We start from the raw sequence: 23,517 nt of genomic DNA, 5'->3' as shown, positions 1-23,517 counted from the left end.
ATCTAAGGAGTGTTTATCATGTCGGAACGTTTAAATACAGAGCAGCTGAGCATCGGATATGCGGAGACTATGATTGTAAAGGGGCTGAATCTGTCGCTTCCGACAGGGAAGATTACGGCGCTCGTCGGGGCGAACGGCTCCGGGAAGTCCACGATTCTGAAGACAATGGCCCGGATCATGAAGCCAAAGAGCGGCAATGTAATGCTTGACGGGAAGTCCATTCACAATCTCTCCACCAAAGAGGTGGCCCGCCAGCTGGCGATTCTGCCGCAGAATCCTACTGCCCCGGATGGCTTAACGGTATCTGAGCTGGTAGGATATGGACGGTATCCGCATCAGAAGGGCTTCGGCAGCCTGACGCCTGAAGACCGCAGCATTATTGCCGAGGCGATTGAATTGACCGGCATGAATGAATTCCGTGACCGGCCGATTGACCGTCTCTCCGGCGGACAGCGGCAGCGGGCCTGGATCGCCATGGCGCTGGCCCAGCAGACGGATATTCTGTTCCTTGACGAGCCGACGACCTTCCTGGATATGGCCCATCAGCTGGAGGTGCTTCAGCTGCTGCAGAAGCTCAATGAGCAGGAAGGCCGGACGATTATTATGGTTGTCCATGATTTGAACCATGCTTCGCGTTACGCGCAGCATATGGTAGCGATCAAATCCGGTAATGTGATCAGCGAAGGCGCTCCGAATGAGGTAATGACACCGGCGGTGCTGCGCGAGGTATTCGGTATTGAGGCAGATATTGTACCTGATCCGCGTACAGGTGTGCCGCTCTGTCTGCCTTACGAGCTGGCTGCGTACAAAGTTGCCGGGCTGTAGGAGAGGAACATGAATGAATTCCTGAGACAAGAATATAAGTCTAAATTTGACCTCCATCTTGAGGTGCCGGAGGGAGCCGTGTATTCCTTCGCTGCTGCTGAGCTGGCAGAGGAGGGCGAGATGAGGGCCTTCATGGAGGCTTACCGGCCGCTGATGAAGGCGCTTGACGATAAAGCGGCCGGTGCGTACTTCGGCGGTTATCTGAGCATTATGGCACTCGCGGTCCAGTATTCCGTGACCGGCTTCTTGTGCGTACCGGACTTCAGCTTACGGAACCTTCAACTGCATCTTGTTCCGGAAGATGGCTACTGCAGAATTGCCTTCTCGCTTCGTGAATGGGGGATGGTACAAGCTCCGGCAGATGAGCCGGGCCGGAAGGCTTGGCGCAATGAAGCGTTAACCAGCTTCTACCAGAACACAGCCGGGCCGCTGATCCGGATGGCTTCACAGGTGAGCGGACTTTCGCCCGGGGAGATCTGGGGACAGCTGCCGACCAAATTCAACTATTATGCGGAAGCCTTTGCCGCTGAACTGACAGATCCGCTCCTGCTTCGCCGGCTGGAGGAGGATTACGCGTATCTGAAGGATGAGCTGCCCGCTGCCGTATTCGGGATGCCGCGGAATCCGTTCCAGGTGAAGGTACGGAGAATTGAATCGCTCACGGACCCGCAGCAGACGGTTCAGCTGCGTAACCGCTGCTGTATGTATTACCGGACTGAGGGCGGACGGCTGTGTTATACCTGCCCCCGGATGAAGGAAGAGGAGCGGTCCGCACGGCGGGAGGAATTCCGTGCCGAGCGCGCAGCGGCTGGCGAATAGGGTATAATTAGGAATTTCGAAACATAATAATGCTGTATGCAGCTTCGTAACAGGCTCCTGTCATTGACAAGGGAGCCTGTTCGTTGTTAAAGTTGTGGTTGCTGAAGCCGTAATTAACCGGCAGCGAGCACGACATTATCTTGTTTATAGAGTTAGGAGTATGAAGAATGAATATTGACAACATATATGAGGATTTGCAGCCGCTTGTTACAGCAGGCTCACTGAAACGCCGGGAGAGCCTTAAGAATCTGGTCTATACCCGCATGGGCGGCGAAGCAGATATTTTGGCGGCTCCTGTTACATATGAAGAGATCCAGAGCATCTATGCTTATGCCCAGGATCATCAGATCCCGCTTACGATTCTCGGCAACGGCTCCAATGTGATTATCCGGGACGGAGGCATCCGCGGCATCGTGCTCCAGACCTCGGATCTGTCCGGGATGGGCGTCCGCGACGGGCTGCTGTATGCGCAGTGCGGGGCGAAGATTATCGATGTCTCGGGCTATGCGCTGGAGCAGAAGCTGACCGGTCTGGAATTCGCCTGCGGCATCCCCGGCACGGTAGGCGGGGCACTCTACATGAACGCCGGAGCCTACGGCGGGGAAGTGAAGGATGTGCTGCACAGTGCGCTCGTGATCGATCAGAACGGGCAACTCCTTACCCTGCACAGCGATCAGCTGCAATGGGGATACCGCAGCAGCATCTTCGCCACTGGACAATATATTGTACTGGAGGCGAGATTCAAGCTTCTGCCAGGCGATCCAGCCGCGATTAAAGCGTCCATGGATGAGTTAACCTATCTGCGGGAATCGAAGCAACCGCTGGAGTATCCGTCCTGCGGCAGTGTATTCAAGCGGCCGCCGGGCCGGTTCGCGGGGCAGCTGATTCAGGAGAGCGGACTCCAGGGGACGCGCATCGGAGGCGCAGAGGTCTCACGCAAGCATGCGGGCTTCATTATCAACGCCGACAATGCAACGGCCAGCGATTATATCGGATTGATCCAGCATGTACGCTCAGCGGTGAAGCACAAGTTCGATGTGGAGCTGGAGACGGAAGTGGAGATTATCGGGGAAGAATTGTAGGCGATAGTTGTGGAAAAAGAGGGTGCAGTCCTAAGCCGGAATGTTGGCTTAGAGCTGCACCTTCTTTAACTTCTTATGGCCGGAGCTGCCGGATAATCAGCTTACAGCCAGTGAATATTTCGCCCGGCTCGTTTGCAGATCCACCTTAGCCTCGGATACCTCATGAAGCTCTAGTCCGCTCACTGCCAGCTCATATCCCGGCTGCGGCAGAGGCACAAGCTCACCGTCCGCATTCAAGGTACTGCCTGTCCCGCGCAGAATGACCGCACTGTCCAGATAATCATCGATGACATCGTCAGCGTTCCGGTAGTCAACGGTCTCCAGCTTGAAATGGACGGTGTCCAGGTCATCCAGCTCCCGTTTTTCGATGACCAGTGTTGTACCCTTGCGGGCTTCCAGCCAATCTATAAGCTTCTGTACGTTTGCTTCCATCGTATGATCCCATCCTTCGGTTAATAGAGATTGTTAATTCTAAGTTACCCCTTTCCATGCAAATGAATCCGTGCAAATTAGTTGAACTATGCAAGGTGTTTGCCGTTCTTCATTCGTGTGTAAACTATTCTTATGCATTGTAATAATGCCAATATCTTATAAGAAGGTGAAGCGGATGGGAAACGCATTGTTATGGGGCGCAGTCTCCGGCTCGGCGGTCTTGATTGGCGCACTTTTGGCCTTATTCCTGCGGATTCCGAATAAGCTGATCGGCTTCATCATGGCGTTCGGGACCGGTGTGCTGATCGGCGCGGCGGCGTATGAATTGCTAGAGGATTCGGCCAGTGACGGCGGACTGGCCCCGACGATTATCGGGTTCACCGCTGGAGCACTGGTGTTCACGGTGTTCGACTGGCTGATCTCGCGTAAAGGCGGAGCCGGACGCAAGCGCTCAGCCAGAGCCTCTTCAGGGAAGAGCGATGCCAAGGGCGGAGGGCTGGCTATTTTTGCCGGAACGGTACTGGATGCGATTCCTGAATCGATCATGATTGGCGCAAGTCTCATTGCGGGTCAAGGCGTTAGCGTACTGCTGGTCATTGCCATCTTCATCAGCAATATTCCCGAAGGCTTGTCCAGCACGGCTGGACTGAAGCAGGACGGCTATGGCAAAGGCAAGATTATGCTGCTGTGGCTCGGCGTACTCGCTATCTCCACACTGGCCTCAGGGGCGGGATATGAGTTCATGGATCACGCAAGCGGGTATACGGAAGCTGTGATTGCCTCTTTTGCCGGGGGAGGAATTATTGCTATGGTGTCCTCCAGCATGATGCCCGAAGCCTACGAAGAAGGGGGGCCGCTCACGGGGTTCATCGCTGCGATGGGACTGCTGTGCTCGCTGATTCTGGATCAGCTGTGAGGGTTGTCAAGCCCGCTGTAATCATGGTATAGTTCAAGACGCACCATAAGTATCATCATAAGTGTACGCATCAAGATAAAGAAGGAATCTGCGCCGCGCGCAGGAGAGGTTCGCGAACTCCCTCTATAAAAAACTAAGCTATTTTTAGTAGAGCCAGGTTTTCGAAATCTCGTTCTTCTTTCCAGTTCAGGCCAGGGGCCTAGGGAAAAGAGAGGGGTTTTTTGTCATGTCAGAAGGCAGAATGCAAGAGGAAATGCAGGAGGTTACCCTGCTGGGCAACCAAGGCACGCAGTACAAGTTCGGCTATGATCCGGGGATTCTGGAGGCGTTCGATAACAAGCATCCCGGCCGCGATTATTTCGTCAAATTCAACTGTCCCGAGTTCACCAGCCTGTGTCCCGTGACCGGTCAGCCGGATTTCGGGGTGATGTATATCTCGTACATTCCTGATATCCGAATGGTGGAATCGAAGTCACTGAAGCTCTATCTGTTCAGCTTCCGCAATCATGGGGATTTCCATGAGGACTGTGTCAATATTATTATGAATGATCTGATCTCGCTGATGGAGCCGCGTTATATCGAAGTGTGGGGCAAATTCACGCCGCGCGGCGGCATTTCCATCGATCCTTACTGCAACTGGGGGCGTTCGGGAACCAAATATGAGGCGATGGCCGAGCACCGGCTGATGAATCATGATCTGTATCCCGAGAAAGTGGACAACCGTTAATCCGCAGAAGCCAGCTTCACAGAGCAATCAGGAGGAGAGATCATTATGGTAAATAGAAAAGCATTAGTCGTCTTCAGCGGCGGCCAAGACAGCACGACCTGCCTGGCGTGGGCATTGCAGGAATTCCAGGAGGTTCAGGTGGTCACGTTCAATTATAATCAGCGCCATGCGGCCGAGATTGAAGTCGCCAAGGCGATAGCTGCAAGTTTCGGCGTGAAGCAGCATATTCTGGACCTGGGGCTGCTGAACCAGCTTGCTCCGAACGCCTTGACGCGGGAGGATATTGACATTACCGCAGGGGAAGGAGAAGAGCTGCCCAGCACGTTCGTGGATGGACGTAATCTGCTGTTTCTGTCCTTCGCGGCCATTCTGGCCAAGCAGCTCGGCTACTCCAATATTATCACCGGGGTCTGCCAGACGGACTTCAGCGGGTACCCGGACTGCCGCGATGTGTTCGTGAAGTCGCTGAATGTCACACTTAATCTGTCGATGGATGTGGAGTTCGTCATTCATACCCCGCTGATGTGGCTGGACAAGAAAGAAACCTGGAAGCTGGCAGACGAGCTGGGCCAGTTCGATTATGTGCGGGAGCAGACCCTGACCTGCTATAACGGAATCATCGGCAGCGGCTGCGGCACCTGTCCGGCATGTCTCCTGCGTAAGCGGGGTCTGGAGCAATATGAGGCAGAGCGTCAGGAGGCGGGACTATAATGCGGGGCGAAGTAACCGTCTGCAAAATTTTCACCTTCGACGCTGCCCATCAACTCATCGGACACAAAGGGAAATGCAGCAATCTGCATGGGCATACCTACAAGCTGGAGGTAGTGCTGAAGGGTGTGCCGTCCGCGCTAGAAGGACAGTCGGATGAAGGGTTCGTCATCGATTTCAGCGATATTAAGGCGGCTGTGCAGGAGGCGGTAGTTGGGCGGCTGGATCATGCTTTTCTGGCGATGGGCAATGAGCCTGTGCTGGAGACGCTGAAGGCGACCGGCTCCAAGGTAGCGATGCTCTCCTTCCGCACCACAGCAGAGAATCTGTCTGCCTACATTGCCTATGAGCTGAAGCAAGCGGCGTTGCCGGTGTATTCGGTCAAGCTATGGGAAACTCCGACCTCCTGGGCTGAGGTGCTGGCAGCAGATATCCCCGAGGAGGGACCGGCTTACCGGCTGTATGGAGGCTGCGATGATGAGTAGAATCCCGGTTATTGAAATGTTCGGCCCGACAATCCAGGGGGAAGGGGCGGTCATCGGGGTCAAAACGATGTTCGTCCGCACCTACGGCTGCGACTACCGCTGCGGCTGGTGCGATTCCGCCTTCACCTGGGACGGCTCGGCCAAGGATAAAGTAACGATGCTTACGCCGCAGGAGATTCTCGACGGGCTGCTGGAGCTGGCCGGGGAGAATTTCAATTGTGTCACCATCTCCGGGGGTAACCCGGCGCTGATCGGGGAGGCGATGGGAGAATTCATCTCCCTCCTCCATGAGCGGGGCATCCAGGCGGCGATTGAGACGCAGGGCAGCCGCTGGCAGGACTGGTTCCATGAGGTGGATGTGCTGACGATCAGCCCGAAGCCGCCCAGCTCCGGGATGCAGACAGACTGGGATAAGCTGGATGAGATTATGCATAGAGTCGCTGATAACGGCAAGGCTGCGCATAGCCTGAAGGTGGTTGTTTTTAACCAGGAGGATTATGAATATGCCCGCAAGGTCCATTTCAGGTACCCTGAGGTCCCGCTGTTCCTGCAGCCGGGCAACGATAACGTCACCGAGGAAGGTGACATCTCAGGCCGTCTGCTGGGGCGGCTGGAATGGCTGTTCGAGCGGGTGATTACCGATCCGCAAATGAACCGTGCACGGGTGCTGCCGCAGCTGCATGCCCTGATCTGGCATAATAAGCGGGGAAAGTAAGATTTTCTCATAAGGATTAGGTATACTGGAGACTGGGCTTCCTGAGCAGGGAGGTCCGGTCTTTTACTATTTGCAGGAAACAGAGGGGGAATTAAGAATGGAGAATGGTTATTACGCAGGCTGGGGAACGCTGGCCCTGATTAATGCCGGACTGGCGCAAGGGAAGAACCGCAGCGGAATGAACTGGTTCCTGTTGTCGTTACTGCTGGGGCCGCTCGCAACGCTTATCCTGGTGATATCTGTTAAATTACCGGAATGATGGGTTAATTATAATTTATAGTTCCAGCAGAATTGCTATACGGGGGAGGAATCAGAAATGACGATGCAGGCCATGAAGCCCATCCGGCGTTCCAAGCTGCGACTATTTGCAGGGAAGCGGTATTTCACCTGGAAAAGATACTGGAAATGGATCACAGCCAGCGGACGCCTGGCTGCAGAACAGCGCAGTGAAGCTCTGCCGTACGAAGCGGCCAGCCATGCTACCCCGCTGCTGCGCAAATTGCGCAATGTGGATATGCAGCTTCAGCACAACAAAATTGTAAACCTGAGGCTCGCGGTGGCGAAGCTGGACGGGCTTGTCATTCAACCGGGCGAGAGCTTCTCCTATTGGCGCAGGATCGGCAAACCCACACGAAGAAAAGGCTACCTGGACGGAATGGTGCTCCATTATGGCGGGTTCCGTTCCGGCACAGGCGGCGGGCTCTGCCAATTGTCCAATCTGATCTACTGGATGACGCTGCATACGCCGCTTACGGTTACCGAGCGGCACCGGCACAGCTATGATGTCTTCCCCGATGAGCAGCGGACCCAGCCCTTTGGCAGCGGGGCTACCTGTGCCTATAATTATCTGGATCTCCAGCTGCGCAATGATACAGAGCATGCTTATCAGCTTAAGCTGCACCTGGATGAGACTCATCTGCACGGGGAATGGCGCTGTGCAGGACAGCAGCTCTACCATTACGAAGTCTATGAAGATGGGCACCGCATCAGCCTGGAGCCGTGGGGCGGGTATATCCGGCGCAATGCGATCCGCCGCAGAGTGCTGACGCATAGCGGAGAGCTGGCCGGTGACGAAGCGGTGGCCGAGAACCACGCGCTGATGATGTATTCTCCGCTGCTGCACGGATAAATCCGGACGATTTGGGGCTATAACATAGTAAGGCTGTTCTGATCAGCTTGCCATGTTTATAACCTTACATCCGAAGGAGTGACCTACACTTATGAAGGCAGTAACCTATCAAGGCAAGAAGAAGGTAGAGGTCAAGGAGGTCGCCGATGCGCGGCTGGAGAAGAAGGATGACATCCTCGTCCGCATAACCACAACCGCTATTTGCGGATCTGACCTGCATATCTATAACGGAGAAATACCGGGAATGCATGATGACTACATTATCGGACATGAGCCGATGGGGATTGTGGAAGAGGTGGGCCCGGAGGTTACCAGGGTCAAGAAGGGCGACCGGGTCATTGTCCCGTTCAATGTAGCATGCGGGCAATGCTTCTTCTGCCAGCATGAGATGGAGAGCCAATGTGACCATGCGAATGAAGCGAAGGATACCGGCGGCTACCTGGGCTATTCGGATTCATACGGCGGATTCGCCGGAGGGCAGGCGGAGCTGCTGCGGGTGCCTTACGGCAACTTCGGGCCGTTTGTCGTCCCGGAGGACGCTGAGATGGAAGACGAGAAGCTGCTGTTCCTCTCGGATATCGTCCCGACCGCCTGGTGGGGCGTCGAGAATGCCGGTGTGAAGCCCGGTGATACCGTCATTGTGCTTGGCTGTGGCCCGGTAGGCCTGCTGACACAGAAGTTCGCCTGGATGAAAGGCGCATCCCGTGTCATCGCGGTGGACTATATCGATTACCGGCTCCAGCATGCGAAGCTGACGAATCAAGTGGAGACGGTGAATTTTGAGCAGACCAAGGATGTAGAGCTGAATCTCAAGGAGATTACACGCGGTGGAGCGGATGTGGTGATTGACTGCGTGGGATTGGATGCCAAGAAGACGGTTGTAGAGAAGGTGGAGACAGCCTTGATGCTGCAAGGCGGTTCGCTGGGGGCTTTCCGTATCGCCTCCGAGGTGGTCCGCAAGTTCGGCACCATTCAGTTAATCGGTGTCTATGGCCTGAATTACAATATGTTCCCGCTGGGCCATCTATTCGAACGCAATATCACGCTGAAGATGGGCCAAGCTCCTGTGATCCATTATATGCCTGAGCTCTACAAGATGATTAAGGAGAACAAGTTCGATCCCACAGATATTATCACCCACCGGCTGCCGATCAGCCGCGCAGAACATGGCTACAAGGTATTTCAGGAGAAGGAAGAGGACTGTATCAAGGTAGTGCTTAAGCCGTAACAGGGAAGAGTAGCCTCTGTCAGCTGAGCTTCTATAAGGCATGGAACCCGTCGGAGGCGGATTCTGTGCCTTTGTTTTGCGTTGAATATGAAAAAATGCTGCTTTTTTCGCCGATTTACGTTAAATTAACATAATGAGTCTTACATCCTATGAAGGGGCGTTCTGTCATGCGTACCAATAAACCGCCCGTTCCCGTGCCTCTCCTGATGGTAATCGGAATTGTGGCCATCTCGTTTTCTTCCATCTTTATTAAATGGTCCTCCGCGCCCGTATCGGTCCAAGGGATGTACCGCCTGCTGTTCACCTCGCTGCTGATGCTGCCGTTCGCCCGTCCCTATAGCGGCGCACTCTTTCAGCTGCGGCGGAAGGATTGGCTGCTGCTGGGCGTGTCCGGTGTCATGCTTGCCTTGCATTTTCTGCTGTGGATGGGTTCGCTGAATTATACCTCGGTGGCCAGCTCGACGATGATTATGGCGCTGGAGCCGTTATTCATTATGCTCGGTGCGTACATACTGTATAAAGAGCGTAACTCGATCTTTGCTATCCTGGGGATGGCGATTGCTATCTTCGGCGTTACTTTTATCGGCTGGGGAGATATTGGCTTGTCTGCTGAGAATCTGAGGGGCGACATGCTGTCGGTTGGCGGAACCGTAGCGGTAGCCGCACATATGCTGCTTGGACAAAAGCTGGTGGCGCGTATGCCGTCCTATCTGTACAGCCTGATTGTATTTATCGCTGCGGCCGCCGTATTTGCTCTCTACAATCTCGTGACCGGCACACCGTTCTTCAATTATCCGGCCCGGGAATGGGGCATCTTCGTCTTGCTGGCGGTGGTGCCCACCGTCTTCGGCCATATCCTGTTCAACTGGCTGCTGCAATATACGTCCGCGACTACCGTCTCCATGAATATACTGGGCGAGCCTGTCGGCGCGAGCATTCTAGCGTTCCTGTTGTTGGGTGAGCAACTTAGCAGCTTGCAGTGGGCGGGCGGCGTGCTGGTCATGGCCGGGCTGGGTGTCTATCTGTATGCCGGGCGAAGGAAAGCGCTGAAGCTCCGGCAGTCTCTGCCGAATGCTTCCTAACTTATACGCGGACAGACCCGTGAGGCAAACTTGATTACATTTTATAGAACATAGATAAAGGGGTAACGAAAGCAATGAATGAACCTAATCAGAATGAACCGGATGGCTTCAATAAGGAGGGGGCACCCACAAGCGAGGAGCTGTGGAATGAGGATACCTATGCGGCCTGGACCCGCCGGTTTGGAACCCCTGCGGAGGCTGCGGAGAAGCTGTCGAAGGACCCTGCGGGGAAGCTGTATCCGCTGAATACCTATCTCGGTGAATTGAAGGGCCGGAGGATCATGAATCTGATGGGCTCCAACGGCATGAAGGCGGTGGCACTGGGGCTGCTGGGGGCTGAGGTGACTGTCGCGGATTTCTCGGAGGCCAATGCCCGTTATGCCGGTGAACTCGCGCAGGCGGCCGGAGTGCAGCTTGACTATATCGTGTCGGATGTCCTAGAGCTGCCGGAAGCGCATCTTAACGGCTCTTATGATACGGTTTTTGCCGAAATGGGGATTGTTCACTATTTTACGGATTTGGCTCCGTTCATGGCTACGGCCTACCGCTTGCTGGCACCGGGCGGAACGTTCGTACTGCGGGATTTCCATCCGGTAACGACCAAGCTGATCTCCTCCAAGGGGTCGACGGCCAAGGTGCGCAAGCATAAGGTGAGCGGGGATTATTTTGATACGGCGCTTGAAGAGAAGCAGGTGTCCTATTCCAAATACATGCCTTCTTCAGGAGCAGCAGCGGAGGCGAACAAGCCGAATGTTGTCTACTGGCGGCGCTGGACACTGGGCGAGCTGGTTACTGCTGCCGCAGCCAGCGGACTGGTTATAAGAGAGCTGGTGGAGGAGCCTAATCTGTCGTCGGATGTGTACGATAAGGGAATTCCCAAGACCTTCACCCTGGTTGCTGTCAAAAGATAATAAGGTTCACCACCACACGGTATCCCCGTTAGCGCAGTTACACAGGCGCTCCGGGGATACCGTTTATTTGTGCAGAACCCGCTGCCATCCCGGCAAAAGCCTGCTGGAGCGGGGAAAGCGTATAGTCCTTGCGCCAGGCCAGCACAAAGGATCCGTCAGCCGGAAGAATTCCGGGCAGCTTCGCGTAGGCCAGACGGCCTGCTGATACTTCAGCCTCAATCCCGGAGCGGGAGAACACGCCCACCATTCTGCCTGTGTAGAGCATCCCCTTGACGGCCTCCGGTGAGCCCAGTACCGCATGGTTCCAGACCCTTACGTTATTAAGCTGTGCCCACTGGTCGGAGATTCCGCGCAGGAAGGAGGCGGCTTCATGCTGGACCCAAGGCTCACGTGCTACTGCTTCAACTGTCAGCTCCTGCTCCCCGGCAAAGGGATGCTCCGGCGCAAAGACCAGCACCGTCTCCTCTTCAGCAATCACCTGCGTATGGAAGGTATCGTCTTGGCCCTCTGCACTATGCAGTACGGCGAGCTGAATCTCCCGGCTGCGCAGACGTTCCCGGATGGCATCATCCGGCAGTACGGATAAGTAGACATCGATCCCGTCATATTGCTGTGTGAATTGGGACAGCAGTTTGGGCACAAGATAACTGGCAGGGATATCGCTGGCGGTAAGCTCCAGATTCCCCGAGGCGAGCGAGGTGAACTGTTTGACCGTCCGCTCGGCCTCGGCGCTCAGCGAGACAATACGGACTGCATATTGATACAAGGCGCGTCCGGCGTCCGTCAGCAGGACCCGGCCGCTCCGGTATTGGAAGAGGGAAGCGCCAAGCTCACTCTCCAGACTTTTCATATGGAAGGAGACGGTTGGCTGCTTAAGGTTCATCTCGGCGGCGACATCCGTTACTTTTTTATATTTTTCGATGAGAACTAAGATTTGCAGCTTTACAAGGTTCATGAAGATTCCTCCGGGGATGGGGCAGAAAGACCCCTATTGTTGTTTCGGTATAGATTTTATCTATTCAACTACTCAATTAATATTATAACTTTTATCCTCCGGTTTACAAACTCAGTACTTTTATCTAACGAACGGGCCCTAGAATAAGAAGAGTCAGAAGAGACGCTGATAGACACACAATAATGCTTCCCAAGTGAGTTTTGTACGAAGCAGATGGAACGCAGCAGACACTCACAAAACCTTTAGGAGGAAAAAAAACAATGCAATTCAAAAAATCGTGGATCATGGCTTTGACTCTTACCAGCGTACTGGCACTTTCAGCATGCGGCAACGGAAACAACGGGGGAAATAAGGCAACAACCAATAACGGAGGGAATACACCGGCTGCTACAAACACAGAATCCAGCAGCGGTGCGAAGCTGAGCGGTTCGGTCCTGGCATCAGGCTCCACAGCACTTCAGCCGCTTGTAGAGCAGGTAGCTGAGAAATTCATGGATGCGAATGCTGGCGTGGACATTCAGGTTCAGGGCGGCGGCAGCGGAACAGGCTTGACTCAGGTCTCTGAGAAGCAAGTCGATATCGGGAACTCGGATGTATTCGCTGAAGAGAAGCTGAAGGATGCTGCGAAGGCGGCTGAGCTGGTGGATCATCAGGTGGCGGTTGTTGCGATTGCGGCAGTAAGCAACCCGGCGGCAGGCGTAGACAGCTTGACCAAGCAACAGCTGGTGGACATTTTCACAGGTAAAATCACGAACTGGAAAGAGGTCGGCGGTGCAGACCAGGCCATCCAGATCATCAACCGTCCGGCAAGCTCAGGTACCCGTGCTACCTTCGAGAGCTTCGCTCTTGGCACCAAGACAGAGGACCTGAAGGGCTCGATCCAGGAGGATTCCTCCGGTACAGTTAAGAAAATGATCGGCGAAACACCGGGGGCTATCGGTTATCTGGCCCTGTCCTACCTCGATGATTCCGTGAAAACATTAAACTATGACGGCGTTGAGCCTTCAGTAGACAACGTAGTGGCCGGTAAATATCCGGTATGGGCTTACGAGCACATGTACACTAACGGTGAACCTAATGAGACTGTAAAAGCGTTCCTGGATTACTTCCTGACGGATGAAGTACAGACTGGCGACGTGGTCGAGCTTGGCTACATCCCGGCTTCCAAAATGCAGGTATCGCGTGATGTTGCAGGTACTGTAACACCTAAATAACCTTCAACGGTTCACAGTTAGGATTGGATTTCAACTTTAATGTGATTAGAGGCGGATAAACTCTGCCTCTCTTTTCACTTTAGAAAGAGGGAGCATCTTGAGGGGACAACCAACAAACAAGCGGCTGGAAAAACATCATATAGAAAATTTAATCGGACGTATTTATATGTCCTTTTGTGTGCTGCTGCTCATTGTCATCATTATATCCATGGTCTATTTCGTAGCCTCCAAAGGCGTGGCCAACTTCGTTAACGGTGAGGTCAAGGTCTCTGAATTCCTGTTCGGCACGAAGTGGTCGCCTGAAGCAGACACACCTTCCTACGGAGCCTTCCCGTTCATCTCGGGTTCCTTCCTGGTCACGCTGCTGGCTGCGCTTATCGCAAGTCCGCTCAGTATCTGCGCTGCGCTCTTCATGACGGAGATTGTGCCGGGCTGGGGTAAAAAGCTGCTGCAGCCGGTCATCGAGCTGCTGTCAGGCATTCCATCCGTTGTCTACGGCTTCGTAGGCTTAAGCGTCATTGTTCCATTTCTGCGGGATACGCTGCCCGGACAGGGCATCGGGGTGGCTGCAGGCGCGCTAGTGCTGTCGGTCATGATTCTGCCGACGATTACCAGCGTGGCTGCAGACGCGCTTGCTTCATTGCCGCAAAACTTGAAAGAATCATCCTTTGCGCTCGGTGCCACACGCTGGCAGACGATCTCCCGGGTTATTCTCCCGACGACCTTCCCGGCGATTATGACGGGTGTTGTGCTTGGTATGGCCCGCGCCTTCGGCGAGGCTCTTGCTGTGCAGATGGTTATCGGTAACGCGCCGTTCGTGCCTCACTCCCTGTTCGAGTCCGCGTCCACCCTTACCAGTGTAATCACGCTGGGCATGGGGAATACCACGATGGGTTCACCGCAGAACAATGCGCTGTGGAGTATGGCGCTGGTGCTGATGCTGATGACCTTCGTATTCGTCCTGCTGGTGAGAATGCTCGAAAGGAGAAATAAAATTTGAAGCCGAGAACTGCGAATAAAATAGCCACTGTCGTTATCGTTACCTTTGCATTGCTGATCGTAGCCATCCTGGTTAGCTTACTCGGATATATCCTGATCCGCGGTTTCAATCATATTAGCTGGGACTTCCTGACCTCCGCGCCGCAAAAGATCCGCGCAGGCGGAGGCGTCGGGCCGCAGCTGTTCAACTCATTGTTCCTGCTGGTGCTGACCTTGATCATCACCGTGCCGCTGGGGCTGGGTGCCGGAATCTTCATGGCGGAGTATGCCCGTCCCGGCAAGCTGACCAACTTCATCCGTCTGGTCGTGGAGGTATTGTCGTCCTTCCCGTCGATTATCGTGGGTCTGTTCGGTCTCTTGCTGATCGTCAACACCTTCAATCTCGGGTTCTCCCTGATCTCGGGTGCGCTCGCGTTAACCTTCTTCAACCTTCCGCTGATGGTGCGTATTACGGAGCAAGCCTTCCGCACGGTACCTAAGCAGCAGAAGGAGGCAGGCTTCGCGCTCGGATTGTCCAAGTGGAAGATCGTTACCTCGGTCTTGCTCCCGGTAGCCTTGCCGACTATTATCACCGGCACGATCCTGTCGGCCGGCCGCGTGTTCGGTGAAGCGGCCGCGCTGATGTTCACGGCAGGGATGAGCAGCCCGCGCCTGGACTTCAGCAACTGGAATCCGCTTAGCCCGTCCTCACCGCTCAATCCATTCCGTCCGGCGGAGACGCTGGCGGTGCATATCTGGAAGGTCAACAGTGAGGGCCTGGCCCCGGATGCACTTCAGATCGCAGCGGGTGCTTCAGCCGTCCTGGTGCTGACCGTATTAATCTTCAATCTGGCTGCCCGTTACTTCGGCAGATTTATCTACCGCAAGCTTACTGCATCCAAGAGAATGAGCTAAGAATAGACAAGGCAATCCGCTTTTCAAAAAGAGCCTGTAGGAGGAACTAAAATGGGAATAGCAGAGCCAGTCGTACGCGAATCATTTCAAACGGAGGATCTGAGTATTTATTATGGGACGTATGAGGCGGTGAAGGGGATTAGCCTTCCTTTTGCCCAGAATACGGTTACCGCATTGATCGGCCCGTCGGGCTGCGGGAAATCAACCTTTCTCCGTTCACTGAACCGGATGAATGACGATATCTCCGGCTCTACGACCAAGGGCAGCATCTGGATTGACGGTGTGGATATCAATGCTACAGGCACGGATGTAATCAAGCTGCGGCAAAAGATCGGCATGGTCTGGCAGAAGCCCAATCCGTTCTACAAATCGATCTACGACAATATCGCCTTCGGCCCGAAATATCATGGCATCAAGGGCAAGCAGGCGCTGGATGAAATTGTCGAGAGCAGCCTGCGCCGCGCCGCCCTGTGGGACGAGGTCAAAGACCGCTTGAAGGATTCCGCTCTGGCATTGTCCGGCGGACAGCAGCAGCGTTTGTGTATCGCCCGGGCGCTGTCGGTCAACCCGCAGATCCTGCTGCTCGATGAGCCGGCTTCGGCCCTTGACCCGGTATCAACCGGTAAGGTGGAGGAGCTGATCAAGGAGCTGAAGGAAGAGCTGCGCATCGTAATCGTCACCCACAACATGCAGCAAGCCGCGCGGATCTCGGATTACACCGCCTACTTCTATCTCGGTTCCCTGGTGGAATACGACAAGACCGAGAAGGTCTTCACGAATCCCGAGAACCAGATGACGCAGGAATACATTATGGGCCGGTTTGGCTGATTGGGAGACGGGTACAGACGGGCATAGACAAAATCGATACCACTGGTAAAGCTGATAGCTCAAGGCACCATCCATTGCGGGTGGTGTTTTTGCTGTTTGAAGGATAATGGGCCGGAAAGGGATGCGTGGGGTAAATGTAATCGATAAACCGATCACATTGCGTTGCGGGAAGGCAAGTGTGCCCAATGTAATCGAAAAACCGATCACATTGGGCTAGGTGGAGGCATGTGTGCAGAATGTAATCGAAAAACCGATTACATTGAGCGCTGCGGAGGCGAGTGGACCAAATGAAATCAAAAAAATGACCACAACGTGCATGTGCAGAGATGTTCGTAACACCGCTGTGTGAGCCGTTCACTTTTGTATAAGTAAATATATCTCTTGAAAAACTAATCATATTAGTTTATATTTTAACTAATGATATTAGTTTTGGGGAGGGTTTTACGATGAGAGTAACAAGAGAAGGCCATTTGCATCAGCTTACGTGGCTGCCGCGTATTTTTCCAGTGAATTGCTATTTGATCGAGGAAGAACAGGAGCTTACACTTATTGACGCGGGAATGTCCTATAGTCTGCAAGGGATTCTGAATCAGGTTGCCAAGCTTGGTAAGCCGCTGACCCGTATTATTCTCACTCATGGTCATATGGATCATGTCGGGGCGCTTGATGCCTTGAAGAAGGAGGTGCCGGAGGCTAAGGTCTATATCTCGGAGCGGGATGCTGCATTGTTGGCTGGTGACCGCTCGTTTAGAGCCGGTGAGCTGCAGACTCCTATTAAGGGCAGTGTACCCGCCAAAATAGTGACCCGCCCCGACATTCTACTGCATGACGGCGACAGCATCGGCTCGCTGACAGCGTTCAGCACTCCCGGACATACGCCTGGATCGATGTCTTTCCAGGACCGGCGCAGTGGAGCGCTGATCGTTGGTGATGCGTTCCAGACCTTCCGGGCAACGGCGGTGTCCGGCAAGAAGGTCGCCTGGTTTCCTTTTCCGGCTATGGCGACTTGGAGCCCCGAACAGGCCTTAGTCAGTGCCTACAGGCTGATTGATCTTGCCCCTTCTGTACTGGCGGTAGGACATGGTGATCTGCTTATAGCTCCGGTAGAGGCGATGAAGCGGGCGGCTGCGGAGGCCGAAGGGCAAGTAAAGGGAGGAGAGAGGGTACATGGCTAGAGCGGGTCTGGACACGCACACGCTGGTACTGGCTGCCGCAGAGCTGGCGGATGAATACGGGATGGAAGCAGTGACGCTGGCTGCACTTGCCGCGAAGCTGGGTGTCCGTTCTCCGTCACTCTATAATCACATCAACGGGCTTGCGGGGCTGCGTACACTGATGGCGGTATATGGTCTGGAGCAGCTGTATGAGGTCATATCGGAGGCAACGGAGGGGCTAAGCGGAGAGGCTGCAGTACATGCCATGAGTCAGGCATACATCGGATTCACCAGAGCGCACCCGGGGCTGTATCAGACGACGCTAAAAGCACCCGAACAAGGAGACACCGCTCTGGAAGCGGCGGGCGGGAAGATCCTGTCGCTCATCATCCAGGTGATATCCGCATTCGGCTTGGATGAGGAAGGCAATCTGCATGCCGTCCGTGGACTGCGGAGTATACTGCACGGATTCTCCACCTTGGAGCACCAGGGCGGATTTGGAATGCCGCTGGACCTGAATGTCACTCTCACCCGGCTGATTAACACCTATATTGCGGGAATCCGCTGTATGGGATCGGACGCAGACAGCCTGAAATAACAACAAAGAGCAATCTCCAAGTGAGGTTGCTCTTGTTGTCACGGCTTATGTTGCCTAACGGTGTAAATACAGTTTCTGCCTCCCTGTAAAATGTACTCCCCTCGTTCAATATGAACATCATCTCCTAGAACCGTTCTGAATAAATGCAACTCATTCTTGCATAACCCGGTACATACAGCCGCCGCTTCACAGATCGGGCAATGTTTCTCGATGAATAAGAGACTGCCATCCTCCTGCTCCTTAACCTCGGCCATATAACCTTCATTCGTTCGAATCTCAGCCAATTTCTCCAATTTCTCTCTCACATCCGATGCAGCGCCAAGATGCTGAAGATATTGTGCCTGCATATTTTTATTTCGAACATCCAGCAGCTTGTCCAGCCCTTCATTGCCAAATGCCTCTTTCATCGAATTAATGAGACTGATGGATAAATCCGAATATCCGCTTGGAAAAAAACGATTAGCCGCGGGAGTTAATATCCACAGCTTGGTGGGGCGGCCCATGGGACGCGCCTCTTCCACATTGGTAACCAATCCTTCTTCCTTCAGTGCATTCAAATGCTGACGAATAGCCATTCCAGACAACGAAAATTGAGAGGAGAGGGTTATAACATCCATGCCCCCACGCTCCTTTAACAGATCAATGATCGCTCTTCGGGTACTGGTGGAGACATCCTTTTTGATTTGATTCCGGCTCATGGTGCACCTCCTGTTTGAAGCAACTGAATCTACATCACTCCCTACATTTTAAACAAAAATGTTGACAAAGTCAAAGCCGGACTGTAGCTTAGACATTATAAACAAAAATGTTTACTAAGTATCCGGATACGATGTATACATACCAAACTTTCTTGGAGGTCACCATTCATGTCGTCTAATCATCAAAGTATTTTCAGTCCGCGTTACTTTGCACTATCCATAGGAATTATCCTGTCAGTGATGGCCGTTGGATTCGAAGGTCTGTCCGTAACCACCATTGCTCCTTCGATTGCCGGAGACTTGAACGGTCTTAGCCTGTTCGGGTGGATATTCAGTACGTATCTGCTTGCACAGATTATCGGAACGCTGGTCGTCGGTCGGATCATAGATAAAAGAGGCCCTGCTGCACCCTTCACTTATGCGCTGTTGTTGTTTATCGCAGGACTGGTCGTTGCTGCAACAGCAGGCGATATGTATATCATGATTGGATCACGGGCCCTGCAAGGTTTGGGTGCCGGAGCTATGATGACTTGTGTGTATACGGCTATTTCCTTAAGTTACCCGGATGAGTTACGTGCCAAAATACTTGGAGCCTTTGGTACAGCCTATGTTCTTCCGTCCATGCTCGGTCCATATGTAGCAGGCCTTATAGCAGATCAGTGGTCCTGGCGGTTTGTTTTCTGGGGGATCTTACCTGTGCTGGTTGTTTCAGCAGTGCTTAGTTTACCTGCTTTCAGGAAATTGAAAGTGCAGCAGACGGGAGGGGCTAGCGGATCTTCATCTACTTGGATGGCGTTACTCTTAACGATGGGTACAGGCCTTTTCCTGATTGCTCTAAGTATGCTTCCGAGTATGATGGGATTTGTCTTCGGCCTGATTGGCCTCGTCGGTATGATATTACCGCTCCGTCAATTGCTGCCTAAGGGAACGCTTACGCTGCGAAGAGGGATGCCAGCGATTCTGGCAACACGCGGGCTGTTCTTCGCTGCCTATGCCAGCACACAGAATTTCCTGGTATTGGCTTTAATTGATGTGAAGGGAATTACACCTTCTCAGGCGGGTTTAATCGTAGCGAGTGCAGCATTAAGCTGGTGTATCATTTCATATCTGCAAGGACGTTGGGATGCGGCAGATCAGGGCCGTGGACGTCATATGAGAATTATTCTGGGGGTATTTCTGCTTGCCATCGGGATTGCTATCGTCTTTTGGATACCGGTTGTTTCTGTTGCCGTTGCAGTTATGGGTCAGATCATCGCCGGGGTCGGCATTGGATTGGCGCATCCGGTTAGCGGTGTTGTAGCCTTTTCCCAAACAGGGGAAGGCGGCGCGGGCCAAACCTCGGCAAATCTGCAATTTGCGGATTCTTTTACACCCGGTGTAGTTATTGGGATTGGGGGTTCCATCCTTGTCGTGTGTCAGGCTGCTGGAATGTCACTGCAATCCGGCTTAATTGTAGCCATGGGCTTCCATCTCTTGTTGATCGTCATAAGTATCATTGCCAGCACCCGGATCTCACCGCAATCCATCAAGAATGCTGATCCTAAGAAAGAGGGTGTACCGGTCATTGTCCAATGAGGATAGGGAGAAGCTTCTTATAGCCTATGACATCATCGGGTCTAAATGGACGATCCATATCTTATTCACTCTTTCTTGCGGTCCGAAGAAATTTAGCGAAATAACCCGGAGTATCCCTTCCATTACGCAAAGAATCCTTTCCCAGCGTTTAAAGGAGCTTCAACATCATAATCTGGTCAAGAGAACCAGTCCGCAGCGCCCTACAAAAACCATGTATGAACTTACACCAAAAGGAGTAGCTCTCGCTACGTTCATACCTTGTTTAATGGACTGGGGTTGCCAAAACTAAACTAAGCTTGTATAGGAGGAATGAAGATGAATATTGAGGTCAGTGAGATCGCAGCAGAGAAAATTGCCGAAATCTTGTTAAACGCTGAGACAAGGCACTCTTTTCTTAGAGTAGGTGTTGAAGAAGGGGGATGCAGCGGATTATCTTATACCCTTGTCTTGGACGAGCAGCAGACAGAGGAGGATATGGTATTCAATAAAGATAAGTTCCGTATATTAGTTCAAACGAAGAGTATTCCATATATTGATGGTCTTGAAATTGACTATGAACAAAGCGGAATGATAGGCGGCTTCACCATGAATAACCCTAATGCCAAAGCCTCATGTGGATGCGGGGCCAGTTTTCGAATGGCTAACTATCGGGGGGAAGTTAAAAAATGTGATTAACCTGCAGGAAGTGAATTTTCCCGTTTATAGTGATAAGCTTAATTTGGTGTACAAGCCAGATTGATTTAGGAGGCTGAATGACGTGGGCGAAGCAGGTAAGCAAGAGAATGTAACCACCTTTGAAGAGATGGCTGAGGTAGTCGCCCGACTGGGGATTGTGCCGCTGGCACCCCTGATCCCGGAGCATCCGTCTGTGAACGGGCTGACGCTGGCGGAGAATTGGCATACGGATACAGAGCTGGACCCCTGGCGCTGGCGGGTCAGATTTCCCGGAGAAGGCTTAGCCGGCTACGGAAAATTCATCAAGAAAAAAGCCGTGCTCGTATCCCGCGAGTGGCTTCCGGCTTACTTGGCAGCGTCCGGGCCTCGGAAGTCTCTGGAAGAGCGGTATCAGAGCGGTCTGGCCACGAGAGAAGCACTGACTCTGCTGGAGATTATCCGGGCGAATGAGGGAATAGAGACACGCCAGCTGCGCTCTATGGCGGATATGAAGGCCAAGGAGAAGAAAACGGCTTTTGACAATGCAGTAACGGAGCTGCAAGGGTCTCTGGATATCGTAATCTCAGGCGTGAAGCAACGGGTGAATGCGGACGGAGAGCCGAATGGCTGGAACAGCACCTCTTTTGAAACCTCGGGGCACTGGATGCATGAAGCGGGCATTCTGCCCTTTGAGGGTTCAAGAGAAGAGGCGAGAGCCTGCTTGCGTTCACGTATGGAAGCGGCGTGGGCACCGGAGGCGGTTGCCTGGATCAACAAGGCGCTGGGCTGGAAGTAGACAAAGAACGGTAGTCCTTCATATGAAGAGGGCTGCCGTTTTTGGCGTTTTGACATGGGATACAAATAAAAACGGCTAATCTCATTCCCGCAGGAGACTGGCCGTAAGCGCTTACGAATATGTGATTGTACTGCGTATCTTGTGTATATTGAAGCAGCCTTACAGCATGGGGCCAAGGTAGGCAACCAGGAAGTACAGGAATCCGAACAGCAGCATGATGTAGGCGGTGTACTTGATGGCGTCGGAGGCAACGATACTTAAGTCTTTGGGAGCCTGGACTTCCAGACGTTCTGTTTCCATAGAATCCGTGTTGTCATGAGTGAAAGTTTCTTTCATCTGAATTCCCTCCTTAGATTATTCATGGACTAAAACATTCCTCTTTTGGAACTGTAAACACTATCTATAATTGTATTGTGACATATTTGTGAACTAATTTCAACAATATTGTGAAAATTCTTTGACTGAATGTTCACATTTGGGCTGTTTGGGTTGCTTTTACCTACTTAACTTCATCTTCGGTTGCACTTTATACATTAGATAAGCGCTAATTTCGCCGAAAAAATGAATCTCTTGCACTTTATACACTAGAATTTTGAGAAAACGGGGTTTTGAGCTGAAATCCAGAAATCTGTTGTACGAAATACAGCAGAAGGTGTTTTAACCGTAGTTTCCGTGAATTCTATTGCAGAAAGTGCAATCAGCCACTCAGTCACTCATTAAATCTCATAGCTCTCTCATCGCATAGCATTCTTAGGGGAAAAGTCCCCTGGTAAACACAAAGACCCCGCCATATTCCTCAAGAGGAGATAGCGGGGTCCCGTTCATAGTATAAATATTAAGCTTAGGCCCAGTCTCCATTACGGAAGATCGGGTCGGTGGAGCCGTCATCGGCAATTCCGTCGATATTCATCTCCGGGGAGCCCATCATGAAGTCTACATGAGTGAGACTTTGGTTCATGCCCTTGTCTACAAGCTGTTCCTTGCTCATATTAATGCCGTCCTGCAGGGTGAAGGCGTAGGAAGCGCCAAGTGCCAGATGGCAGGAAGCATTCTCGTCATACAGGGTAGTGTAGTAGAGAATGCCGCTCTCCGAGATCGGGGAGTGGAAAGGCACAAGCGCCACTTCGCCGAAGTAGGCGGCACCTTCATCCATGGCCAGCAGGGAAGCGAGGGCTTCCTGGCCCACTTCAGCGGTAAAGTCTGTAACTTTACCATTCTCCAGGGTCAGACTGAAGCGATCGATGATGTTGCCCCCATAGCTGAGCGGCTTCGTGCTGCGGACCGTGCCGTTCGCACCCGTCTTCAGCGGAGCGGTGAATACTTCCTCGGTCGGAATGTTCGCCAGGAAGGACATGCCGCGGCTGTTCACCGCACCCGCCTGACACCAGATATGTCCTTCAGGCAATTCGATCGTCAGATCGGTGCCCGGAGCCGTGTAGTGCAGCTTGCGGTATTTCTTCGCGTTCAGCAGCTCACAGCGCTGCTTCAAGCCGGCCAGATGGACACTCCAGGCCTGCACCGGATTCTCCTGGTCTGCGCGCACGGCCTTGAAGATGGCGTCCCAGAGCAATTCAATCTGCTGCTCAGGTGCAGCGTCCGGGAACACCTTCGCGGCCCAAGAAGCAGATGGGAAGGCGAGGCCGGTCCAGCTGACCTGGTTAGCCATCAGCATCTCGCGGTAAGGAGCCATAGCTTGACCGGCGGTCTTCTGATGGTCCGCAATGCGGCTTGCATCTACTCCGTTCAGCAAGTCCGGATTCGCGGAGATGACTGTCAGGAATGCCGCTCCGCCCCGTGCCAGATCCTCCAGCTCATCAGCCTGCCACTTCGGCGGCTCCAGGAAGCTCTCGGACGGTGCGAGATCATATCGGGTGCGGGTGACGAATTCATCGGAATAGTTAACCTTGACGAGCTTCGCACCTGCTTCATAGGCCTGGCGTACAATCAGGCGGACCAGCTCAGCCGATACGATATCCGCATTCACGACAAGGGTCTGGCCGGGTTGAATATTAACGCCGATCTTTACAGCGAGCAGTGCGTAATTCTCCAGCTTTTGGTTGAAATCCAGCAATAGCTTCAGCTCCATTCATTAT

27 protein-coding genes and 1 riboswitch are annotated in these 23,517 nt (G+C 53.1%); of the genes, 22 read left to right on the top strand and 5 right to left on the bottom strand.

Annotated elements, in window-relative coordinates:
* Nucleotides 1–18: 18 nt before the first annotated feature.
* From NST69_RS16030 to murB, 3 genes are all read left to right on the top strand, one after another.
* Nucleotides 19–825: an ABC transporter ATP-binding protein gene (locus tag NST69_RS16030; protein WP_036726562.1), complete on the top strand. Its 807-nt coding sequence runs from the start codon at nucleotides 19–21 to the stop codon at nucleotides 823–825.
* Between the two features lie 9 nt (nucleotides 826–834).
* The gene (locus NST69_RS16025) at nucleotides 835–1,644 is read left to right on the top strand and encodes a (2Fe-2S)-binding protein (protein ID WP_342546166.1); all 810 of its coding nucleotides are present in this window, start codon (nucleotides 835–837) and stop codon (nucleotides 1,642–1,644) included.
* 167 nt (nucleotides 1,645–1,811) lie between these two features.
* On the top strand, nucleotides 1,812–2,726 hold the full coding sequence (murB, locus tag NST69_RS16020) for a UDP-N-acetylmuramate dehydrogenase (RefSeq protein WP_339257234.1): 915 nt from the start codon (nucleotides 1,812–1,814) through the stop codon (nucleotides 2,724–2,726).
* A gap of 96 nt (nucleotides 2,727–2,822) precedes the next feature.
* Here murB and NST69_RS16015 read toward each other — a convergent pair whose 3' ends face one another.
* Nucleotides 2,823–3,158 (bottom strand): hypothetical protein, encoded by a 336-nt coding sequence (locus NST69_RS16015; RefSeq protein WP_036726567.1) that lies wholly within the window; start codon nucleotides 3,156–3,158, stop codon nucleotides 2,823–2,825.
* 175 nt (nucleotides 3,159–3,333) lie between these two features.
* On the opposite strand from NST69_RS16015, the gene NST69_RS16010 reads away from it, so the two are divergent.
* The 10 genes from NST69_RS16010 (at nucleotide 3,334) to NST69_RS15965 (ending at nucleotide 11,059) form a co-directional block, all read left to right on the top strand.
* A complete protein-coding gene (locus NST69_RS16010) occupies nucleotides 3,334–4,074 on the top strand; it encodes a ZIP family metal transporter (RefSeq protein ID WP_342546161.1) in 741 nt (246 codons plus the stop codon).
* Between the two features lie 99 nt (nucleotides 4,075–4,173).
* A riboswitch (PreQ1 riboswitch) is annotated at nucleotides 4,174–4,217 on the top strand.
* 83 nt (nucleotides 4,218–4,300) lie between these two features.
* Nucleotides 4,301–4,801: a preQ(1) synthase gene (gene queF, locus NST69_RS16005; RefSeq protein WP_342546159.1), complete on the top strand. Its 501-nt coding sequence runs from the start codon at nucleotides 4,301–4,303 to the stop codon at nucleotides 4,799–4,801.
* Nucleotides 4,802–4,846: 45 nt separating this feature from the next.
* Nucleotides 4,847–5,512: a 7-cyano-7-deazaguanine synthase QueC gene (gene queC, locus NST69_RS16000; protein ID WP_342546158.1), complete on the top strand. Its 666-nt coding sequence runs from the start codon at nucleotides 4,847–4,849 to the stop codon at nucleotides 5,510–5,512.
* The gene (locus NST69_RS15995; protein WP_342546156.1) at nucleotides 5,512–5,994 is read left to right on the top strand and encodes a 6-carboxytetrahydropterin synthase; all 483 of its coding nucleotides are present in this window, start codon (nucleotides 5,512–5,514) and stop codon (nucleotides 5,992–5,994) included. Before queC ends, NST69_RS15995 begins: the two co-directional genes overlap by 1 nt.
* Nucleotides 5,987–6,709 (top strand): 7-carboxy-7-deazaguanine synthase QueE, encoded by a 723-nt coding sequence (gene queE / locus NST69_RS15990; RefSeq protein ID WP_342550185.1) that lies wholly within the window; start codon nucleotides 5,987–5,989, stop codon nucleotides 6,707–6,709. Before NST69_RS15995 ends, queE begins: the two co-directional genes overlap by 8 nt.
* 97 nt (nucleotides 6,710–6,806) lie before the next feature.
* Nucleotides 6,807–6,968, top strand: coding sequence for a hypothetical protein (locus NST69_RS15985; RefSeq protein WP_340753424.1), 162 nt, complete (start codon nucleotides 6,807–6,809; stop codon nucleotides 6,966–6,968).
* A 57-nt stretch (nucleotides 6,969–7,025) separates the two neighbouring features.
* Nucleotides 7,026–7,838 (top strand): VanW family protein, encoded by an 813-nt coding sequence (locus NST69_RS15980; RefSeq protein WP_342546154.1) that lies wholly within the window; start codon nucleotides 7,026–7,028, stop codon nucleotides 7,836–7,838.
* A 91-nt stretch (nucleotides 7,839–7,929) separates the two neighbouring features.
* The gene (locus NST69_RS15975; protein ID WP_036726578.1) at nucleotides 7,930–9,066 is read left to right on the top strand and encodes a zinc-dependent alcohol dehydrogenase; all 1,137 of its coding nucleotides are present in this window, start codon (nucleotides 7,930–7,932) and stop codon (nucleotides 9,064–9,066) included.
* Between the two features lie 167 nt (nucleotides 9,067–9,233).
* On the top strand, nucleotides 9,234–10,148 hold the full coding sequence (locus NST69_RS15970; protein WP_342546152.1) for a DMT family transporter: 915 nt from the start codon (nucleotides 9,234–9,236) through the stop codon (nucleotides 10,146–10,148).
* A gap of 74 nt (nucleotides 10,149–10,222) precedes the next feature.
* Nucleotides 10,223–11,059 (top strand): class I SAM-dependent methyltransferase, encoded by an 837-nt coding sequence (locus tag NST69_RS15965; RefSeq protein WP_342546150.1) that lies wholly within the window; start codon nucleotides 10,223–10,225, stop codon nucleotides 11,057–11,059.
* A 37-nt stretch (nucleotides 11,060–11,096) separates the two neighbouring features.
* Here the strand turns inward: NST69_RS15965 and NST69_RS15960 are convergent, their stop codons facing one another.
* Nucleotides 11,097–12,014 (bottom strand): LysR family transcriptional regulator, encoded by a 918-nt coding sequence (locus NST69_RS15960; protein ID WP_342546148.1) that lies wholly within the window; start codon nucleotides 12,012–12,014, stop codon nucleotides 11,097–11,099.
* 260 nt (nucleotides 12,015–12,274) lie between these two features.
* Between NST69_RS15960 and NST69_RS15955 the strand changes: the two genes are divergently transcribed.
* From NST69_RS15955 to NST69_RS15930, 6 genes are all read left to right on the top strand, one after another.
* Nucleotides 12,275–13,228, top strand: coding sequence for a phosphate ABC transporter substrate-binding protein PstS family protein (locus tag NST69_RS15955; RefSeq protein ID WP_036726583.1), 954 nt, complete (start codon nucleotides 12,275–12,277; stop codon nucleotides 13,226–13,228).
* Between the two features lie 97 nt (nucleotides 13,229–13,325).
* The gene (gene pstC, locus NST69_RS15950; RefSeq protein WP_340753430.1) at nucleotides 13,326–14,228 is read left to right on the top strand and encodes a phosphate ABC transporter permease subunit PstC; all 903 of its coding nucleotides are present in this window, start codon (nucleotides 13,326–13,328) and stop codon (nucleotides 14,226–14,228) included.
* Nucleotides 14,225–15,121, top strand: coding sequence for a phosphate ABC transporter permease PstA (pstA, locus tag NST69_RS15945; protein ID WP_036726586.1), 897 nt, complete (start codon nucleotides 14,225–14,227; stop codon nucleotides 15,119–15,121). The genes pstC and pstA overlap by 4 nt, the downstream gene beginning before the upstream one ends.
* A 51-nt stretch (nucleotides 15,122–15,172) precedes the next feature.
* Nucleotides 15,173–15,949: a phosphate ABC transporter ATP-binding protein PstB gene (gene pstB / locus NST69_RS15940; RefSeq protein ID WP_036695365.1), complete on the top strand. Its 777-nt coding sequence runs from the start codon at nucleotides 15,173–15,175 to the stop codon at nucleotides 15,947–15,949.
* A 446-nt stretch (nucleotides 15,950–16,395) separates the two neighbouring features.
* On the top strand, nucleotides 16,396–17,124 hold the full coding sequence (locus NST69_RS15935) for an MBL fold metallo-hydrolase (RefSeq protein WP_342546138.1): 729 nt from the start codon (nucleotides 16,396–16,398) through the stop codon (nucleotides 17,122–17,124).
* Nucleotides 17,117–17,701: a TetR/AcrR family transcriptional regulator gene (locus tag NST69_RS15930; protein WP_209873878.1), complete on the top strand. Its 585-nt coding sequence runs from the start codon at nucleotides 17,117–17,119 to the stop codon at nucleotides 17,699–17,701. Before NST69_RS15935 ends, NST69_RS15930 begins: the two co-directional genes overlap by 8 nt.
* A 38-nt stretch (nucleotides 17,702–17,739) precedes the next feature.
* Here the strand turns inward: NST69_RS15930 and NST69_RS15925 are convergent, their stop codons facing one another.
* Nucleotides 17,740–18,399, bottom strand: a complete 660-nt coding sequence (locus tag NST69_RS15925; RefSeq protein ID WP_339257204.1) for a metalloregulator ArsR/SmtB family transcription factor — start codon at nucleotides 18,397–18,399, stop codon at nucleotides 17,740–17,742.
* Between the two features lie 168 nt (nucleotides 18,400–18,567).
* Here NST69_RS15925 and NST69_RS15920 point away from each other — a divergent pair, with 168 nt between their 5' ends.
* The 3 genes from NST69_RS15920 to NST69_RS15910 all read left to right on the top strand — a co-directional run bounded on the left by NST69_RS15920 (nucleotide 18,568) and on the right by NST69_RS15910 (nucleotide 21,424).
* On the top strand, nucleotides 18,568–19,974 hold the full coding sequence (locus NST69_RS15920) for an MFS transporter (protein WP_342550044.1): 1,407 nt from the start codon (nucleotides 18,568–18,570) through the stop codon (nucleotides 19,972–19,974).
* 315 nt (nucleotides 19,975–20,289) lie between these two features.
* The gene (locus NST69_RS15915) at nucleotides 20,290–20,649 is read left to right on the top strand and encodes an iron-sulfur cluster assembly accessory protein (RefSeq protein ID WP_342550043.1); all 360 of its coding nucleotides are present in this window, start codon (nucleotides 20,290–20,292) and stop codon (nucleotides 20,647–20,649) included.
* A gap of 82 nt (nucleotides 20,650–20,731) precedes the next feature.
* Complete coding sequence (locus tag NST69_RS15910) at nucleotides 20,732–21,424, top strand: hypothetical protein (protein ID WP_342550041.1); 693 nt, start codon at nucleotides 20,732–20,734, stop codon at nucleotides 21,422–21,424.
* 159 nt (nucleotides 21,425–21,583) lie between these two features.
* Here NST69_RS15910 and NST69_RS15905 read toward each other — a convergent pair whose 3' ends face one another.
* Complete coding sequence (locus NST69_RS15905; protein ID WP_155991496.1) at nucleotides 21,584–21,760, bottom strand: hypothetical protein; 177 nt, start codon at nucleotides 21,758–21,760, stop codon at nucleotides 21,584–21,586.
* A 505-nt stretch (nucleotides 21,761–22,265) separates the two neighbouring features.
* Nucleotides 22,266–23,495, bottom strand: a complete 1,230-nt coding sequence (locus NST69_RS15900; protein WP_339314883.1) for an aminopeptidase — start codon at nucleotides 23,493–23,495, stop codon at nucleotides 22,266–22,268.
* Between the last annotated feature and the right edge of the window lie 22 nt (nucleotides 23,496–23,517).

The sequence above is a fragment of the Paenibacillus sp. FSL P2-0089 genome (genome assembly GCF_038595095.1).
Lineage (GTDB): Bacteria > Bacillota > Bacilli > Paenibacillales > Paenibacillaceae > Paenibacillus_AQ > Paenibacillus_AQ silagei.
This window is presented reverse-complemented; position numbering and strand designations above follow the sequence as displayed.